This is a genomic window from Verrucosispora sp. WMMD1129 (assembly GCF_029581255.1).
GTDB classification, from domain to species: domain Bacteria; phylum Actinomycetota; class Actinomycetes; order Mycobacteriales; family Micromonosporaceae; genus Micromonospora; species Micromonospora sediminimaris.
In genome coordinates, this window is the sequence record NZ_CP120741.1 from 2111040 (window position 1) to 2129529 (window position 18490).

Below are 18490 nucleotides of genomic sequence, written 5' to 3' on the forward strand. Positions count from 1 at the left end.
ATCGCCACCGAGGGCAGCCGCGCCGACTTCCGCGCCGGTTCGTGCGCGGCGGGGAGGCTACCCGGCGGGACGGATTCGGAAGGTGGCCGTCGAGGATCCGGCACCGCCACCGATCGGGGAGATCCGCATCTGCTGATGGGGGTCGTGGCTCAGGTACCGATCCGGGTAGTTGTGCGACCGCAGTGACGTGTGTCGTCCGCCGATGCCGGTGACCGGGCAGAACGTGGCGTCGGCGCGGAACAGGGCGCTGCCGTCGGCGCGGTGCAGGAACACCCGGAAGTCGGAGTGTCGCAGGTAGTGGCCGGGGAAGTTGACCGACTCGAAGGAGACGCAACTGTCGCTGGCGAGACCGGACCGGACGATGAACGCGGCGTCGGCTCTCGTGCCGGCGCTGCTGGCGGCATTCACCGGATCGACTCGGGCCTGGAAGTTGGCATGCCGTACCCGGTGTCCGGGCGAGCCGGCAGGTTCCAGACCGATCCGGGCACCGGGAACCAGCGCCGGCCCGGCCGGTTTGGCAGGTGTTTCGGGGATGCTCGGGGCCGGTGGTGGGTTCTTGGCGGCCGGGCTGGCCGGTGGGCTGCCGGGGCCGGTCGAGCCGGCGTCGTCCGCGTCGCTGCCGTCGGTACGCGGGTTGAGGCCGGGCCGGACGACAGGGTCGGTGGTCGGGTTCTGCAAGACGCCACTGTCGCCTCGGGAGCCGGTGCCGTCCGTGTCGGGCAGCGAGTCGACGGCAGGGCCATCCGCGGCACCGTCGGGACGGGGCATCCCGGCGACGAACTCGCTGCGGATCGGCTCCTGGGACGTCCCGTCGCGCAGCGCCATCACCCCGATGACGGCGGTGACGACGACGAGGGCGGCACCGCCCAGCACCTGCGTACGCCGTGGGCGGGGCCTCCCGATGGTCGCACCCTGGTTGCCCGTGGCGGCGGTTGGCGCTGCGTCGCGGGCGTGCTCGGGGACGGGTTCTTCGGCTACCGGGTAGGCGTCGATGGTCCGACCGGCGTACCCGCCCGGAGGCGGGACGGTCGACGGCGCGATGCCGGTCAACGGTGGAGAAGATGTGGTCCGCCGGGGTCTGACCAGCTGATGCTGCGTACCGGAGTCCCAATGATCAGAACCCGAACCGGGTCGGCTCGTCCCGGGAAGCCAGCCACCTATCCGCAGGTGTGACCGAGCGTTGCCGTTCTGGGACATGGTGCTCCCCTGCTTGTTCAGCGCACACGCCTGACCCGGACATGATCAAAGGACCGCAGCGGACACACTCTCACCTTCGCCGGATTGATGCCAGTACCGGTCACCGGCCGGGGCCAACGCGAGGTTCCTGGCGTACGCGATGGCGGCCGGTGTGTCGGAGAAGACCAGTCCGTCGCGGCGCAGCTGGTCGGCCACGCCGAGAGCGTCGAGCACCTGGTCGTGACCGGGCACGATGCCGGAGAGCAGCACGGTGATGCCGCGCCCCTGGAGTCGGCGGATGGCGTCGCCGAGCACGTGGGCGCCGGTGGCGTCGATGGTGGATACCCGGGACATCCGCAGGATGACCACCCGTACGTCCGCGACGTCGGAGAGCCGGAGCAGGAAGGTGTGCGCGGCGGCGAAGAACAGCGGGCCGTCGAGCCGGTAGGCCACGATGTGTTCGGCGAGCAGGGCCCGCTCCTCGGCGGTGTGCTCGCCGGAGTCGAGCGGCACCTGTTCGAGTCTCGCGCTGCGGGCGATGGCGCGCAGTGCCACGACGACCGCGACCCCGACGCCGACGGCCACGGCGGTGACCAGGTCCCAGATCACCGTGACGGCGAATGTCAGCACCAGCACGAGCGCGTCGCCCCGGGTGGATCGGGCCAGTGCCCTTAGCGACGCGGCCTCGACCATCCGTACGGTGGTGGCCAGCAGCACGCCGGCCAGGGCGGCGAGCGGGATGCGGCCCACCAGTGGGGCGGCAGCCAGCACGATCACGGCCAGCGCCACCGCGTGGGTCAGCGCCGCCAGTTTGGAGGCCGCTCCGGCCCGGACGTTGACGGCGGTACGTGCGATGGCCGCGGTGGCCGGGATGCCACCGAACAGCGGAGAGGCCAGGTTGGCCAGGCCCTGACCGAAGAGTTCGCGGTCCGGATCGTGTCGCTGGCCGACGGTCATCCCGTCGGCGACGGTTGCCGAGAGCAGACTTTCCAACGCGGCCAGCGCCGCTACCGCGAGTGCGGCGGGCAGCAGCACACCCACCGCCGAAAGGTCGAGGAAGTCCAGCGACGGAGCGGGCAGCCCCTGCGGCAGCGCGCCGATCCGGACCAGGTCGACCGGCACGAGTTCGGCGAGCAGCGTGGCGGCGGCCACGGCCAGCAGCGAGAAGGGTAGCCCGGGACGCCACCTGGCACCGAGCAGCATCACCGCCGCGACACCGAGGGCCACCGCGACGGCGACCGGCCGGGGGTGTACGACGAACCGGGTGACCGCGTCGGCCGCCACCGCCCACACCTTCTCGCCTTGCGCGTCAGTGACGCCGAGCGCGGCTGGCACCTGTTGCAGGGCGATGACCACGGCGATGCCGGCGGTGAAGCCCTCGATCACCGGCACCGGCAGGTAGCGGACGTAGCGGCCGAGGCGGGCGAGGGCCAGAGCGATCAGGATCAACCCGGCCAGCGCGCCGACCATCAGCACCCCGGTCGCCCCGAACTGCGCCACGACCGGCACCAGCACCACGGTCATCGCGCCGGTCGGGCCGGACACCTGAAGGTTCGAGCCGCCGAAGACGGCCGCCACCGCACCGGCGACCACGGCGGTGATCAGTCCGGCCTCCGCGCCGAGCCCGGACGTGACCCCGAAGGCGAGCGCCAACGGCAACGCGACCACGGCGACGGTGAGCCCGGCGACCAGGTCACGGCGGGGTGAGCGGCGTACCGCCTGCCAGTCGGCGCGGCCCGGCAGCAGGTCGCGGACCCGACGCCAGGCGGCGGACAGGGCGGGTCCGGCCGAGCGGGCCGGACCGACGTCGGTGGCCGTCACCGGTCCGGTCCGCCGGCACGCAACTCGTCGAGCAGCCCGTCCCGGTCGGTGAGCACCGCGCCGAGGATCCGCCGCCCGGCGGCCAGCAGGTCGGCCACGTCGGGCGTGCTCAGCGCGTACATCACCAGGGGGCCGTCCCGGTGCGACGTGACCATGCCGGCCCGGCGCAGCACGGCGAGCTGCTGGGAGAGGTTCGACGCCTCGACGTCGATGGCGGCCAGCAGGTCCCGCACCGGCCTGGGGCCGTCCTGGAGCAGTTCCAGCACCCGGATCCGGACAGGGTGCCCGAGGGTGCGGAACAGCTCCGCCTTCGCCTGGTACAGCGGCACCGACACGCCACGCTCCCCCTTCGGATGCTGCCACCCTGAAGACTTTAGCACTTGCGAAATTCTTCAACTCTACAGGTCGGGAACACCCGGTGCGGCGAACCCCGGTCGGAGCCGCCGCACCTCACTGCCTACTCCGGGTCACCGGTCGGCTCCTGCGCCGGCCCCCGCCACGCAGACACCGTGACAGCCGAGAGCCACATTGCCAGAAATCCACCGAGGGCCAGCAGGACGAGGACGACCACCACCGCCCACATCCCGACCATGTCGTCAAGGAAATCGGGTCCCTCCGCCCGATCGGTGAAGAGCGTCGCGACCAGCACGAACAACCACGAGAGCAGATAGGCGACCGTCACGACCAGGGCGATCAGAGCGACGACCGCCCCCGTGGCGATCGGCAGCGCGGCCGGCGGGACGGCCAGCCAGGAGACATGACGGTCCTGCCGGGCGACGGCCAACACGTAGGCGGCCACCAGCAAAAGAACGCAGGTCATCGTGTACGAGCCGGTGAAGCGGTCCCAACGCAGGGGGTCGGCCGGGTCGGCTGCGCCCACGGCCGCCGACACGGCACACACGAACGCGAAGGTGGCGAACACCCATACTGCCTGAACGGCCAGACCGAACAGGGTCGTCGCGAAGGCCGCCACGATCCGGTGCCGAGGGTGCCGGCTCAGGTGTTGGAGGCTGATCCGGACCGCGGCCCGGATCGTCTCGCCCGCCTGCCGGGCACCGCGGTAGATGTCAAGCCCGAATCTCAGCCAGAGCCCGACGAGAATCAACAGACCGACGAACCAGGCGACAACACTGCCGGGGCCGAAGACGGCGTCAACCACCGCTTGGAGCAGGTCCGACGGGGCCGGCGGCTCGGCCACGGCAAGCTCCGGAACGTCTGTCGGAGCCTTGGTCAACGCATCCGCCAGGGCCATGGCCGCTGCTCCTCTCGTTTTCGCCAAGGACGCCGGCCTGAGCGCCGCGACCAGGGTGAGAGCCGCCGTGAGCCGGGCGAGCGGTTCAGGGGATCGGTCTCACCTGGGTGGCGCCTCGCCAGCAGCCGGTGCGCGCCAGGGGCGAGGCCCAGCCCTGGCCGGAAAGCTGCACCTGGGCCCAGACACAGGTCCGTGTGCTGGTCAGCAGGTTGCCGAAGGTGGAAATGCCGGCGTAGTCCATCGCGAAGTCGGCCTGCCGGCCGGCATCGTCGCCATCGAACACGGTGAGCTGGATCCGGGCGGGCCGGGGCACCTCCACCACTGCCGGCACCGGCACGAATCGCGGCCAACTCGCCCCGCACGCGGGCGAGTAGCGCAACTCGACAGTGCCGATCACCCGTTCGTCGAGCAGCACGGCGGCGCTTTCGAGTGTGGTCACGTCGGCGTCTGCGGCGCAGCCGGCGTCCTTCGGGTCGGCACCGTCGCGGACGCCCACCGTCACGGTCGTCGGCTCGGCCGCAGGCGGCGTGTTGCTGCCCGCCTCCGGCTTGCCGAACCCTCCGGCGAGCCAGGGCACCGCGACGAGCCCGGCCAGCACCAGCGCCCCGGCGAGAACGGCCCGGGCGGTGCGCCCGACCGAGCGGGATGAAGCGGTGTCACCGGCCGGGGTGGGCGGGTCATGCGGTTTTTGGCCGTCCTCCCTCGATGCGGCGGGCGGCGCGGCGACCGGCGAGTTGGTGGTCGGCGGCACAGCGGCCGGACCCGCAGCCGCAGGCGGCGCAGCGCCGGAATCCACGGTCGCGGATCGCACGGCGACCGGCCCCCCAACCGCAGGTGGCGCGGTGGCGGAATCCCCGACCGCAGGTGGCGCGGTGGCAGGTCGCGTCTCGCTGCCACCGTCGTGGTCGCCGGTCGGGCCGGCGTGGCCCTGTGCTGCCGTCACGTGCCCGGCGACGACGCGCCACCGCTCGGTCCATTCCGCCTCGTCGCCGCCGAGCGCACGCACGTACGCCAGGGTCGTGTCCAGCGTCGGCAGCCGCCGGCCACCGGCCGCCTCGGACAGCGAGCTCGCGGACCGGTGGGCGCGCCGGGCGAGGGCCTGATAGGTGGGGCGGCCTGCCTTGTCACGCAGGATCCTCAGGTCGGCGGCGAACGCCTGAAGCGGGTCGGCGGTGGGGTCCAGGGGGCGTTCCGCCCGGGCCATGGGCCGCTCCTCGAATTGATTGACCACAACCGGGATTCATTGTCCGACGCGACACAGCGTAGAGATCAGTGTCGACGGACGGTAGAGATGAGGAGCCGAATCCTAGGGCTGACACAGCCCATCAGAGGTCAGGAGAGACAATGATCCGGAACGCCCGCCGGTTGGCCGCCGCTGCCGCAGGCGCCCTCATCGCCGCCAGCCTCCTGGTCGCGACGCCCGCCAGCGCCGCCACCTGTAGCGGTCACGGCTGCGACGGCACCGACCCGATCGACACCGGCTGCTCCGCGAACGCCCGTAACGCCACGAACTACCCGGCGTACATCATGCAGGGTTCGACCACCCTCGCCGTCGTGGAGCTGCGCTGGAGTGAGACCTGCAAGACCAACTGGGGTCGGATCTCCAACCGGGTCAGCCCGCACAACACCGTCCGGGTCCGGGTGTACCGGTCCAACCCGCACGGCAACACCAGTTGGTACGGCGGTACGGGCACCCAGTACTACGGCGACCAGCTCTACGGCCACAACATGACGGTCTGCGCGGTCGGCGAGGTGACCACCTCCTCCGGCACGACTTACACCAGCAACGCGCTCTGCGCCTGACGATCTCCCCCGGGGCCGGTCCTGCGGTGCGAGCAGGACGGGCAGACAGGGCTACCGGGCCGGCGCGTCATGGGACCACGCGCCGGCCCGGTGACCATCCACCACTGCGGCGGTGAGGCCGGGAAGCGGCCCCTCCGCCCGAGCCGTCATGAAGGCGGCCCTACCGGCAGGTCGTTGACGCAGCGCAGCACCGGGCGGGTGATCAGGGCGGTGGGGTCGAGGGGTGCCGCCGACCGCACCGTGAAGGTCGCCGCCTCGCCCGGGAGCAGGGTGACGAGCGCCATGTCGACCTCGGCGGACGGGTCGAGGCGATCCGGAAACAGGGTCACGTCGCGCAGGATGGTGCGGGCGGTGACGCGTACCTGCTGACCGCCGTCGGCCGGCTGCACCGTCGCGTCGAAGACCGCCGCCGGCCATCGCAGGTCGCGGTCCTCGGCAAAGAACCACCAGGCACGTTCGGCCGGGTCGTCGGTCTCGGCGACCAGCAGTTCGTCCCGGGCGTCGTCGGGCCGGGCCAGCTCCGCCGCCAGCGCCAGGGTCACCGTCTCGTACGCAGGCACTTCCAGCTCCAGGGTGGACTTCGCTTTCGGTTCCCCAGCCAGGGTGAGCCGGCTGACCGTGATCGACGCCCGCCACGGCAGCCCGCCGTCGTTGACCGCGACCAGGGCCAGCCCACCGTCACGGGGCTGCACGGTGAGCAGCCGGTCGGCGTAGGAGCGGCGCAGCGCGTACCAGAGTGGTTTGCGGCGGCCGTCGCCGTCGATGGCGGCCCACGAGGTGACCGGCCAGCAGTCGTTGAGCTGCCAGACGATGGTGCCCATGCACCGGCCCCGGTGGGAGCGGAAGTGTTCCACCCCGAGGGCGATGGCCCGGGCCTGGTTGAGCTGGGTCAGCCAGTGCCAGTCGTCGAAGTCCCGCGGCTCGGGCAGGTGCGCGTCCAGCCCTCGGCGCAGCTTACGGTCCCCGTCGGTGGCCTTCTGGTGGTGCGCCATGCCGGGTGAGTCGTGGGCGAGGGGCTCGTCGGAGAGGGCCCGGCGCAGCGTCGCGTACGCGGGCGGCCCCTGGTAGCCGAACTCGGCCACGAACCGGGGCAGGTACTCGCGGTACTTGACGTAGTCGTCGGTGTTCCACACGTCCCAGATGTGCGTGGTGCCGTACGCCGGATCGTTGGGGTGGATCTCCTCGCTGCCCGACCAGGGGCTGCCCGGCCAGTACGGGCGGGTCGGGTCCAGCGTGGCGACGATGCGCGGCAGCAGGTCGAGGTAGTAGCCCCGCCCCCAGCTGCGCCCGGCCAGCGGGGCCTGCCAGTCCCAGTCGTGCCAGCCCCAGATGTTCTCGTTGTTGCCGGTCCAGAGCACCAGCGAGGGGTGCGGCGCGAGACGGACCACCTGTTCGGTGGCCTCGGTGGCCACCTCGGTGGCGAACGGCTCCTCCTCCGGGTACGCCGCGCAGGCGAAGAGGAAGTCCTGCTGCACCAGCAGCCCGCGTTCGTCGGCCAGGTCGTAGAAGTCCGCCGACTCGTACCGGCCGCCGCCCCAGACCCGCAGCAGGTTGATGTTCGCCGTCTCGGCCTGGTCGAAGCGGTGGGCCAGGCGCGCGCGGGTGATCCGGTTGGGGAAGACGTCGTCGGGGATCCAGTTGACGCCCCGGACGAAGATCGGCATCTCGTTGACGTACAGCGTGAACGGGGCACCGTGCTCGTCGGGGGTGGTGTCCAGGCGTACCGACCGGAAGCCGATCCGGCGGTGCCATTCGTCGAGCGGGCCGCCGTCGGCATCGTGCAGGGTGACCGTCAGTTCGTGGCGGTGCGGCACGCCGTAGCCCCGGGGCCACCAGAGTTCCGGCCGGTGCACGGTGAGGGCCAGCACTGCGGAACGTTGCCCCGCCGGGATGGTCACCTCGGCGCGCTGGCCCGCCACCTGCGCCCGGACGGTGAGCGGCCGGTCGGTGGCCCGTTCCACCTCGACGTGCACCGCCACCCGGCCGGTGTCGCCGTCGACCGTGACAAGTGGGCGTACCGTCGCCAGTCGGGCGACCGACCAGCCGTGCAGGGCGATCTCCTGCCAGATGCCGGCGGTGACAAGCGTCGGCCCCCAGTCCCAGCCGAAGTTGCAGGCCATCTTGCGGATGAACTGGAACGGCTCCGGGTACGCGTTGGGGCGATCGCCGAGCCGATCACGCTGCGCCTCCGCGTACCGGTAGGCGGAGTCGAAGCGTACGACCAGGTGGTTGCCCTCGGTGCGGAGCAGCGACCCGACGTCGAAGCGGTGGCCTCGGTGCATGTTCTCGGTGTGGCCGACCTCGACGCCGTTGAGCGTGATCGTGGCGACCGTGTCCAGGCCGGCGCAGACCAGGTCGAGGCGGGCGTGGTCGCCGGGCGGTCGGTCGAAGGTGGTCTCGTACGCCCAGTCGGTGCGGCCGATCCAGGCCAGCGCGGTCTCGTTGTCGTCGAGGTACGGATCGGGGATCAACCCGGCCGCCAGCAGATCGGTGTGCACACAACCCGGCAGGGTGGCCGGCACCGTCGCCCCGTCCACCTCGGGTGGCACCTGCTGGCCGGGTACCGCCCGCATGGTCCACCCGTCGTGCAGTGTCTGCCGGATCGGACCGGTCCCCCGCGCGTCGCTCAAGACTTCACCGCGCCTTCCATGATTCCCCGAACGATCTGCCGACCGCCGATGACGAGCATGATCAACAATGGGATGGTGGCCACGAACGCGCCGGCCAGCACCCGGCGGTAGATGACGTAGTTGCCGCTGGCCAGGTCGGAGATGGCCACCATTGAGGTGGGATAGTCGGTGCCGTTGAGGGTGATCAGTGGCCACTGGAAGTCGTTCCAGGTGGCCACGAAGGTGAGCAGGCCGAGCACCGCAAGCGCCGGCCGCACCGCCGGCAACACGATGTTCCAGTAGACCCGCATGGTGGTGGCGCCGTCCACCCGGGCCGACTCGACCAGTTCGTCCGGCACCGTGTTGACGATGAACTGTCGCATGTAGAACACCCCGAAGGCGGTGACCAGGCCGGGCACTATCACCGCCAGCAGGGTGCCGTTCCAGCCCAGCTTGCCCATCACGATGTAGAGCGCGACCACGCCGAGTTGGTTGGGCACGGTCAGGGTGAGGATCACGAACAGCATCAGCGGCCTGCTGCCCCGGAACCGCAGCTTGGCGAAGGCGAATCCGGCCAACGAGCAGAAGAACAGCACCGACGCGGTGACCACGGTCGAGACGATCACACTGTTCACCAGGGAGGCGGCGAAGTAGACATCCTGGAGGGAGAAGACCTCGTCCAGGTTGACCAGGAACTGGTCGCCCGGGACCACCACCGGCGGCAGTTGGGAGGTCGCCTCGTCGGTGCTGGTGGAGATGACGAACATCCAGTACAGCGGGAACGCCGCGAACAGCGTGCTCAGGGCCAGGAGCAGGTAGGTCCAGAAGCCGGCCGGGGTGTCCTGCGGCGCCCGGCCCAGCAGCGCGGCCCGCTTTCGTCCGCCGCGCGTCGCCGACGGTGTCGGCCGGGGTCGCTCCAGAAGGCTCACCGCGCCACCTCGCTTCGCTCGCTCAACGCGCTGAGCCGATCGATTCGCTCGCTCATTTGCGTCCCCCCGAGATGCGGTTGGTCAGCAGGGTGTTCAGGGCCGCGACCACGAGGATGATCAAGAACAGTGCCCAGGACATCGCGGCGGCGTACCCGAGGTTGAGGTCCTTCCAGCCGACCTTGTAGATCAGCTGCGCCACGGTCTGCCACTCGCCGCCGGCACCGCCGGTGGCGGCCTGCGCGTTGAGGTCGAACAGCATCGGCTCGGTGAACAGTTGCAGCCCGCCGATGGTGGACAGCACCACGGTGAAGATGACCACCGGCCGGATCATCGGCACGGTGATCCGCCAGAGCTGCCGCCACGGGCCGGCGCCGTCGAGCGCCGACGCCTCGTACACGTCGCGTGGAATGGACTGCATCGCCGCCAGGTAGAGCAGGGCGTTGTAGCCGATCCACTTCCAGTTGACCATCGTGGCGATGGCGATCCAGGAGTGGAGTTTGTCGGCCCGCCAGTCGATCGGGTTCTCGGTGCCGATCCCGATCAGGCCCAGTGCCCAGTTCGCCATGCCGAGGTCGCGGGAGAAGAAGACGTTGAAGACAAGCGTCGAGGCGGTGATCGGGGTGATGTAGGGCAGCAGCGCGCCGACCCGCCACCAGGTCTGGGCCCGGAGCCGGCGGTTGAGCAGCGCCGCGATGATCAGCGCGAGCAGCAGTTGCGGCACTGTGGAGAGCAGAAAGATGCCGAAGGTGTTGTAGAGGGCGTTGCCGAAGTCGCCGTCGGTGAACAGCCGGCTGAAGTTCGCGAAGCCGGCCCAGCCGGTCAGCTCCGGGTCGTCCAGGCGCCAGTGGCGTAACGCCACCACACCGTTGAAGATCATCGGGAAGAGCCCGAAGACGAAGAAGAGCAGGAAGAACGGCGCGATCATCAGGTACGGCACGTACCGCATGTCGAAGCGGTGCAGCCGGTCACGCCAGGTCATCGACCGGCCGGGGGACGGCCGGGGGCGGCGGGTGGCCGGTTCGGGGGCGGCGCGCGTGGTGGGCATGGGCGCTCCAGGGGCGACGGGGGGACTTCAGACCGGAATCGAGGTGGGCGCGGGCGCCCACGCGCCCGCGCCAGTCTCGATGGCGTTACCTGCTGGCCTTCTCGGCTTCCTTGATCGCCTCGGCCCAGGCGGCGTCCGACGTGAGCGTGCCGTTCTGCACCCGGTTGATGACGTTCTCCACGGCGACCCGGGTGGGGCCGTTCTTCTTGCCCAGGTACTGCGGGGTCAGGCCCTCGGCCATCTTCGGGAAGATCTGGCCGACCGGCGCGGAGTTGAAGAACTCGTTCTTGAAGTCGGCGATCGCGGGGTCGGCGTAGAGCGCCGGCTGCGAGGGCAGGTTCCCGACCGTCTTGAAGACCTCGATCTGCTGCGCCGGCTGGATCAGCCACTCCAGGAACTTGTACGCCTCGTCGACGTTCCTGCCCTGCTTGGGAATGGTGAGGAAGGAACCGCCCCAGTTGCCGCCACCACCAGGCACAGCGGCGATGTCCCACTTGCCCTTGGTGCCGGGGGCGGTGTTCTGGATGTGCCCGAGCATCCACGCTGGGCAGGCCAGCACCGCGAACGACCCGCTGGTGAAGCCCTTGTCCCAGTCGGCCTGGAAGCTTGTGAGGTTGGCCGACAGGCCGGCGTCGGCGGCCCGGACCGCGTAGTCGAACGCGACCCTGGGACCGCCCTCCATCCGCAGTTGCTCGTTCTCGTCGTAGAAACCGACAGGCTGCTGACCGAGGATCGGGTTGAACAGGTTCGTCGCGTTGTCGACGAACTTTTTCTTGGTCTTGGCGGTGTACTGCTGGCCGATGGTGAGGAACGCGTCCCAGGTGGGCCAGAGCGCGGAGACCTGGTCCCGCTCGGTGGGCAGGCCGGCAGCCTCGAACAGGTCGGTGCGGTAGCACATGGCCAGGCCGCCGACGTCGGTGCCGAGGCCGATCTGGGTACGGCCGTCGGCCGACAGGGACTGCTTCCACTTCCACGGCAGGTAGCTGGTCTCGTACTTGCCGGCACCGGAGTCGAGCAGGTTGACGAACTTGTCGGCCTGGCTGCGGAACTGGACCATGAAGCCCTCGTCGATGGCCGCGATGTCGGGTGCGCCCGAGCCGGCGATCAACTTCTTCTGCAGGTCCTCGTGCTGGGCGTTGTACTCGCCGGAGTTGAGGGCGATCTTGACGTTCTGGTTCTCCGCCTCGTACTTCGCCTTCAGGTCCTGGAGCCCGAAGTCGCCCCAGAAATTGATCGTCAGCGCCACCGCGCCGCCGCTGTCGCCACCGCCCTGGGTGCTGCGTCCGCTGCACGCGACGACCAGGGAGCCGACCGTCAGACCTACGGCTGCGACCCGCAGCCACCGAGGCGTAGACCGTCTCATGACCCATCCTCCGAGACCATTGGACACGTTCCAGAGATCGAGGAACGTTGACTGAACCGGATAAGTGACGTCACCGTACGGGGGTGGTCTCGGCGTGTCAACGACGGGTTAACACCGAGCCCAACCCGAAACCTCGTGCCCGTTCGGTTGCGCAGGATCGCCTTCTGGCAGGCGGTTTCACGCATCCGGGCAACGGATTCCCGAACGCGACGAGGGGAACCGGCCAGCCGATCCCGTAGACTGAACCGCACAAGTTCGCCTGCCTGCCGGTGTCGAGCCGCCCCGTACCGCCCTAGAGGCAGGCAGCCGGGTAGCGTGTCCCACGCCGCCCGCGCCATCGACACGGCCGGCAGGACGAACTGGTTCAGGAGGACGTACGCCGGTGAAGCGGCCCACGATCGCGGACGTCGCCCGCCGGGCGGGAGTCTCCAAGGGCGCGGTCTCGTACGCGCTGAACGGCCAGCCGGGCGTCTCCGAGGCGACCCGGCAGCGCATTCTCGCCATCGCCGCCGAGATCGGGTTCAGCCCGAGCAGCGCCGCCCGCGCGCTGTCCGGCGCGACCGCCCGCGCCATCGGCCTGATCCTCGCCCGACCGGCCCGCACCCTCGGCATCGAGCCCTTCTTCATGGAGCTGATCAGCGGCGTCGAGGCGGAGCTGTCCGCCCGGTCGTACGCGCTGACGCTCCAGGTGGTGGCCGACCAGAGCGCCGAGATCGCGGTCTACCGGCGCTGGTGGGGTGAGCGACGGGTCGACGGCGTACTCGTCTGCGACCTGCGAACCGACGACGGCCGGGTGCCGGTGCTTGAGGAACTGGGCCTGCCGGCCGTGGTGATCGGCGGGCCAACGGGCACCGGCGGGCTCCCGAGTGTCTGGTCGAACGACGCGGCGGCGCTGGTGGAGACCGTGGAGTATCTCTACGCGCTCGGCCACCGGCGGATCGCCCGGGTCGGCGGCCTACCCGAGCTGCTGCACACCGCGATCCGCACCCAGGCGTTCACCGACGCGTGCCGGCGGCTCGGCCTGGCCGACGCGGTCACCGCCCCCTCCGACTACACCGGCGAGGAGGGCGCACGAGCCACCCGGCGGCTGCTCAGTTCCCGGGTCCGCCCGACCGCGGTGATCTACGACAACGACGTGATGGCGATCGCCGGGCTGTCGGTCGCCCAGGAGATGGGGCTCGCAGTCCCCGCCGACCTGTCCATCGTGGCCTGGGACGACTCCCCGCTGTGCCGGCTGGTGCATCCGCCGCTCACCGCGCTGGGCCGGGACATCCCGGCGTACGGGGCGCATGCCGCGCGCCAGCTGCTACAGCTGATCGAGGGCGCCCCGACGGTCGGGCTGGAGGACGAGGCCCCACACCTGACCCCACGCGGCAGCACCGGTCCCGCCCCCACCAGCAAGTGAAACGGTTAAGCAGCTGCTCTCAGCGCGACGTCGACGGAAACTCCTCGAAGTACGCCTCGACCCGCTCGGCGGTAGCCGGCCGGGCCAGCTCGAAGCCCTGGCCGTACCGGCATCCGGCCCGGTGCGCCCCCTCGACCTGGTGAGCCGATTCCAGCTCTTCGGCCACCACCTCAAGGCCCAACCGTTCGGCCACGGTGACCACCACGTCCAGCAGGGGGCGGTGCGGGTCGCCGCCCGCCGTGGCCACCTCCGGCCCGACCTTGAGCAGGTCGATCGGTAGTCGCCGGAGCTGAGCGAGGGAGGCGTGCTCGGCCCGGAAGTCGTCAAGCGCGGTGCGGATGCCCATCGAGCGCAGTCCGGCCAGCCGGGCGACCACAGTCGGCAGCTCGGCGGCGACCTTCGGCTCGGCGACCTCGATCACCAGCTGGTCCGGTCCCACCCCGTACGCCTCCAACACCGCTGCCGTCCGGGGCACGAAGTCCGGTGAGGTGAGCTCACGGGTGGTCACGTTCACCGCCATCCACAGCCGTCGGCCACCCACCGTCCAGTCGGCCAGCTGTCGACAGGCCCGGTCCAGCACCCAGACCCCCAGCTCACCCATGATGTCGAGATCCTCGGCCACCGGAAGCAGCTCCGCCGGAAACACGGTGCCCAGCACCGGGTTGCGCCACCGCAGCAGCGCCTCCGTGCCGACCGGCGCCCGATCGACCAGGCCGAGGACGGGCTGGTAGACCAGGTCCAACTCGCCCCGGGCCACCGCGCCGGGCAGTTCCCGCTCCAGGTCCAGCCGGCGGACCAGTTGCTCCTCCAGATAGGCGTCGTACCACTCGACCCGGTCCCGGCCGAGCTGGGCCGCGCGTCGACGGGCCAGATCCGCCTGGCGGAACAGATCCTCCGGCCGACCCCGGCCCAGCTCGGCCAGTCCGACGCTGGGTCGCGACCGCAGCACCGCCCCGGAAACCTCGTAGGGTCGGCTCAGCGCGCTGAGCAGCCGGGTACCCAGCGCGTACGCCAGCACCGGACCGGACCCGCTGACCACCGCGAGTCCACTGCCGGCCAGGTCGAACACCTCGTCCTCGTCGGCCGCCACGGCTCGGGCCCGACGGACGGCCTCGGCCGCCACGTCGTCGCGCACCAGCCGGCCGGGCAGCTCGGTGAGGTGCAGATCGATCACGAGCAGAGCGCCGGAGACCGGCTCGGGACGGGCCGCCAGCGCCCCCAGCAGGGCGACGCGACCGGTCGAGCCGCTCGACTCGGCGGGGGCCGGTGTCGGGGCGGTGGCCGCCGGCGCCTCCGACCCGGTCAGGGTGGCGGCACCGAACAACTCACGCGCCACCAGCGGCGGGATCACGGCGAGCGCGAGCAGCACCGCCGTACGGTCGGGTAGCAGGCCGACCTGCAACTGGTGGACGACGGCGAGCACCACTGCGACCGGTGGCAGCACCGCCCGTGGCCAGACCAGCGCGGTCTGCCGGGTGGGCGCGGCCTGCGCCACCTGCCGAACCCCGGCGGCGACCAGCAGCACGCCGACCACCAGGGGCGGCACGGCCAGCAGCGCCGCGCGCCCGGCGGCGGGACCGGCCGGCAACGCGGCCAGCAGCACCAGGGCGAGAAGGGTCAACCCGGCGCCTGCGCGGCAGCGGGCGGAGCCGCCGTCGCGACCGGGCCCGGTCAGCATGGCCAACGCGTCGACGGCGAGCAGTCCCAGGACCACCGCGACCGCCAGCCGCAGCGGGGCCGGCACACCGGCGTACGGCAGCAGCAGCCAGGCGGTGAGGATCAGGCAGACACCGGGCGCGGCCTGGTCGAGTAGGCGGTGCAGGCGTCCCCGGATCGACGGCCGCGACCGATACAGGCTGAACAGGCCGCCGCCGAGCAGCGCGGTGGTGCCGGCGAGCCCGGCCGCAGCGGCCGCCGAACGGTATCCGGCGGAGGCCAGCGGTAGCACCGCCGCGGTCAGGCCAGCGGTCACCACCGCGGCATGCAGCAGGGCGGCGGCCCGACGCGGACGCGCCGCCCGACGGCGGGCCACCCGTCCGGCAGGTGGGCTGCCGTCGGGCGAGTCGGGGCCGAGGGTCAGCCGGGACAGCCGCACCCCGGCCAGTGTGGACGCGGCCGCACCGGCGAGTGCCACCACGGCGAGGGCGGGAACCGGACCGGCGGTGCCGAGGGCGATCAGCACGGCGGCGACCGCGAGCACGCAGATCTCGGGCAGGAGCGGACGGTGTGCGCTGGCCCGCAACGGGGCGGCACGGAACACAGACGCGACGGGCACGACGGTCGCCTTCGTGAGGGGGCACGGGGGCGGTGCGCGGACGACAGACATGGTCCACCGCCCACCATCGATGAACGAGTCACTCGGCGGGAAGTGACGGCCAGTCGACAGTGAGTCAGGTCACGACAACCGAGTGTCAAGATGGGCCGTGCCCGGTTCCACCCGCCGCTCGATGCCGCGCGCGACCTCGGCCCACCGCCGGCCGTCCCGGCCCGGGTGGGATCATCTGGTCATGCCTCGCACCGACACCGCACGATTCCGGCACAACCAGGCCATCCTGGTCGGGGCGATCGTCGCCACCATCGGCGCCCTGCCGCTGGCCAGTTCCCGCCCCTATCTGCTGCCGGTGCTGCTGGTGCCGCTGGCGGTGGCCGTCTGGGCCTGGCGGGCCGGCACCGACGCCGACGCCCGTGGACTACGGGTACGGGCGCTCGCCGGAGAGCGCCGATTCTCCTGGGAGCAGGTGGTCGAGCTGGCGGCCGATCCGCGCGGGCGGGCGGTGGCCCAGCTCGACGACGGCCGATGGTTCGTGCTCCCGGCCGTGCGTGGGGCAGACCTGCCGAGGCTGGTGGCGGCGGCCGGACGCGACGTCACCGAAGCGGATCAGTAGCCGTCCACCACCACGTTGCGCGGCGGCTCACCGGCCACGAACCGTCGGATCTGCTGGCCCACCAGGCGGTACGCCCTGGGCAACAGCCCCCGCACCGAGCCGGCCACGTGCGGAGTGATCAGCACGTTCGGCAGCTCCCAGAGCGGATGGTCGGCGGGCAGCGGCTCGGGATCGGTGACGTCCAGCGCGGCGGAGATCCGTCCGGTGGCCAGCTCGGCCACCAGGGCGTCGGTCCGGGCCACCGGGCCCCGGGCGGCGTTCACCAGCAGGGCACCGTCCCGCATCGCGGCGAGGAACGTCTCGTCGACCAGCCCCCGGGTCTGCTCGGTCAACGGCACCAGCAGCACCACGACGTCGGCCTGCGGCAGTAGTCGCGGCAGCTCGTCGACACCGTGCACCCCCTGCTCGGGCCGGGCGGTCCGGGCCACCATCACGAACTCCACCTCGAACGGCGTCAGCCGCTGCCGCAACGCGGTACCGATCGACCCGGCCCCGACGATCAACACCCGTTTGCCGGCCAGCTCGTCGGTCGGGGCCACCTCGTCGTACGCCCACCGTCGCCGGGCCTGCGCCCGGGCCATCGTCGGGAAGGCACGCAACTGGGAGAGAATCGCGGCGACCACCCATTCGGCGGTGGACGGATCGTGCACCCCACGGGCGTCGCAGAGCGTGACGCCGGCCGGTATCCGACCCACCCAGGCGTCCGCCCCGGCCGAGAGCAGCTGCACCACCGCCAGGTCCGGCAGCTCGTGCAGCACGGCCACCGCGTCCTCGCCCGCCAGGAAGGGCGGTACCCAGAATCGGACGCCGGCCATCGGCGAGGGCAGCTTCGCCGGATCCGCCATCGTCTCGACGGTGACCTCCGGCGGCAACTCGCCGAGCAGGGCGTGGCCGGCCTCGTGCGGGATCCATACCTTCACCCGGCCGACGATAGGCGTCGGCGCAGCCCGACCAGCCGATGGGGGGCAGCACGGCGTCGCCTTCCACGGGCCCGGCCCCGGCGGGCTACTCTGGGGCGGGTGAGCGCTCCCCCGTACCTCCGCGCCCGTCAGATTCGTGCCGCCCTCGTGGCGTCCTGCGCGACGCTGCTGCTCGTTGCCAGCGGTTGCAGCCTCGGTGACCCGGAACCCGACCCGGCCGGCGCGCCACCGAACCTGCCCAGCCCGACGATCACCGCGGACAACGGCGACCAGGAGGTTGTCGCCACCGTGCTCGCCCAGGGGCTGCGGGTGCCGTGGGGGATCGCCTTCCTACCCGACGGCGGCGCCCTGGTCACCGAACGCGACAGTGGCCGCATCGTCCAGGTCGGCCCGGAGTCGACCGCGGACGGCCTGAAGATCACCGAGGTGCAGACCATCGACGACGTGGTCGCCTCGGGTGAAGGCGGCCTGCTGGGCATCGCGGTCTCCCCGGAGTTCGCCCAGGACCGCACGGTGTTCGTCTACTACACCGCCGAACGGGACAACCGCGTGGCCCGGCTGCGACTCGGTGAGGAGCCGAAGCCGATCCTCACCGGCATCCCCAAGGCGGGCATCCACAACGGGGGCGGCCTGGCGTTCGGTCCCGACGGGCAGCTCTACGCCAGCACCGGCGACGCGGGGGACACCGACCAGTCGCAGGACGTCAAGCAGCTCGGCGGCAAGATCCTGCGGATCACGCCGGATGGGAAGCCGGCTCCCGGAAATCCCTTCCCGGACTCCCCGGTCTGGTCCCTGGGTCACCGCAACGTGCAGGGCATCGCCTGGTCCGGCGACCGGATGTACGCCGTCGAGTTCGGCCAGAACACCTGGGACGAGATCAACCAGATCACCAAGGGCAAGAACTACGGCTGGCCCGAGGTCGAGGGACGCGGCGACGACGAGCGGTACGTCGACCCGATCGTGCAGTGGTCGACCGACGAGGCGTCCTGCTCCGGCCTGGCCGCGGTGGAACGGATGCTCGCCACCGCCTGCCTGCGCGGTCAGCGGCTCTGGCTGGTCGAGCTGACCGAGACCGGCACGGTCCTCGGCCAGCCGCAGGCACTGCTGACCGAGCGGTACGGTCGGCTGCGCGGGATCGCCGCCGCGCCGGACGGTTCGCTCTGGGTCGGCACCTCCAACCACGACGGGCGGGGCCGGCCGACGCCCGAGGACGACCGGCTGCTGCGTCTGGTCTTCGCCGGTGGCGGTGCCGGGCGCAGCTGAGTCGGTCGCCCGACGCGAC

At 71.5% G+C, this 18490-nt stretch carries 15 protein-coding genes; 4 read left to right on the forward strand and 11 right to left on the reverse strand.

All coding sequences use genetic code 11. The features are described from left to right. Positions 1-57: 57 nt before the first annotated feature. From O7624_RS09630 to O7624_RS09650, 5 genes are all read right to left on the reverse strand, one after another. Positions 58-1050 carry an AbfB domain-containing protein gene (locus O7624_RS09630; RefSeq protein WP_282239738.1) on the reverse strand — a complete coding sequence of 331 codons (993 nt, stop codon included), beginning with the start codon at positions 1048-1050 and terminating at the stop codon, positions 58-60. A 192-nt stretch (positions 1051-1242) separates the two neighbouring features. Next, positions 1243-2952 (reverse strand): SulP family inorganic anion transporter, encoded by a 1710-nt coding sequence (locus O7624_RS09635; protein ID WP_282240590.1) that lies wholly within the window; start codon positions 2950-2952, stop codon positions 1243-1245. Positions 2953-2993: 41 nt separating this feature from the next. Further along, positions 2994-3332 carry a metalloregulator ArsR/SmtB family transcription factor gene (locus tag O7624_RS09640; RefSeq protein WP_093401775.1) on the reverse strand — a complete coding sequence of 113 codons (339 nt, stop codon included), beginning with the start codon at positions 3330-3332 and terminating at the stop codon, positions 2994-2996. Between the two features lie 122 nt (positions 3333-3454). Next, complete coding sequence (locus tag O7624_RS09645; protein WP_282239739.1) at positions 3455-4249, reverse strand: hypothetical protein; 795 nt, start codon at positions 4247-4249, stop codon at positions 3455-3457. 85 nt (positions 4250-4334) lie between these two features. Next, positions 4335-5453: a helix-turn-helix domain-containing protein gene (locus O7624_RS09650; protein ID WP_282239740.1), complete on the reverse strand. Its 1119-nt coding sequence runs from the start codon at positions 5451-5453 to the stop codon at positions 4335-4337. A 140-nt stretch (positions 5454-5593) separates the two neighbouring features. Between O7624_RS09650 and O7624_RS09655 the strand changes: the two genes are divergently transcribed. Then, positions 5594-6052, forward strand: coding sequence for a DUF2690 domain-containing protein (locus O7624_RS09655; RefSeq protein WP_269739462.1), 459 nt, complete (start codon positions 5594-5596; stop codon positions 6050-6052). A gap of 146 nt (positions 6053-6198) precedes the next feature. Here O7624_RS09655 and O7624_RS09660 read toward each other — a convergent pair whose 3' ends face one another. From O7624_RS09660 to O7624_RS09675, 4 genes are all read right to left on the reverse strand, one after another. Further along, entirely contained in the window at positions 6199-8625 is a 2427-nt protein-coding gene (locus O7624_RS09660; RefSeq protein ID WP_282240591.1) for a glycoside hydrolase family 2 protein, read from the reverse strand. A gap of 53 nt (positions 8626-8678) precedes the next feature. After that, the gene (locus tag O7624_RS09665) at positions 8679-9524 is read right to left on the reverse strand and encodes a carbohydrate ABC transporter permease (protein WP_232511055.1); all 846 of its coding nucleotides are present in this window, start codon (positions 9522-9524) and stop codon (positions 8679-8681) included. 118 nt (positions 9525-9642) lie between these two features. After that, positions 9643-10635: a sugar ABC transporter permease gene (locus O7624_RS09670; RefSeq protein ID WP_282239741.1), complete on the reverse strand. Its 993-nt coding sequence runs from the start codon at positions 10633-10635 to the stop codon at positions 9643-9645. Positions 10636-10720: 85 nt separating this feature from the next. Further along, positions 10721-11998, reverse strand: coding sequence for an ABC transporter substrate-binding protein (locus O7624_RS09675; RefSeq protein ID WP_282239742.1), 1278 nt, complete (start codon positions 11996-11998; stop codon positions 10721-10723). A gap of 382 nt (positions 11999-12380) precedes the next feature. Between O7624_RS09675 and O7624_RS09680 the strand changes: the two genes are divergently transcribed. Next, positions 12381-13403 (forward strand): LacI family DNA-binding transcriptional regulator, encoded by a 1023-nt coding sequence (locus O7624_RS09680; protein WP_093401782.1) that lies wholly within the window; start codon positions 12381-12383, stop codon positions 13401-13403. A 19-nt stretch (positions 13404-13422) separates the two neighbouring features. Here O7624_RS09680 and O7624_RS09685 read toward each other — a convergent pair whose 3' ends face one another. Beyond that, complete coding sequence (locus O7624_RS09685; protein ID WP_282239743.1) at positions 13423-15678, reverse strand: bifunctional diguanylate cyclase/phosphodiesterase; 2256 nt, start codon at positions 15676-15678, stop codon at positions 13423-13425. Between the two features lie 232 nt (positions 15679-15910). On the opposite strand from O7624_RS09685, the gene O7624_RS09690 reads away from it, so the two are divergent. Continuing rightward, the gene (locus O7624_RS09690) at positions 15911-16288 is read left to right on the forward strand and encodes a PH domain-containing protein (RefSeq protein WP_210938819.1); all 378 of its coding nucleotides are present in this window, start codon (positions 15911-15913) and stop codon (positions 16286-16288) included. On the opposite strand, the gene O7624_RS09695 is transcribed toward O7624_RS09690, so the two are convergent. After that, positions 16282-17208: a 2-hydroxyacid dehydrogenase gene (locus O7624_RS09695; protein ID WP_282239744.1), complete on the reverse strand. Its 927-nt coding sequence runs from the start codon at positions 17206-17208 to the stop codon at positions 16282-16284. The genes O7624_RS09690 and O7624_RS09695 overlap by 7 nt on opposite strands. Positions 17209-17298: 90 nt before the next feature. On the opposite strand from O7624_RS09695, the gene O7624_RS09700 reads away from it, so the two are divergent. Next, complete coding sequence (locus tag O7624_RS09700) at positions 17299-18471, forward strand: PQQ-dependent sugar dehydrogenase (RefSeq protein ID WP_282240593.1); 1173 nt, start codon at positions 17299-17301, stop codon at positions 18469-18471. Positions 18472-18490: the final 19 nt, after the last annotated feature.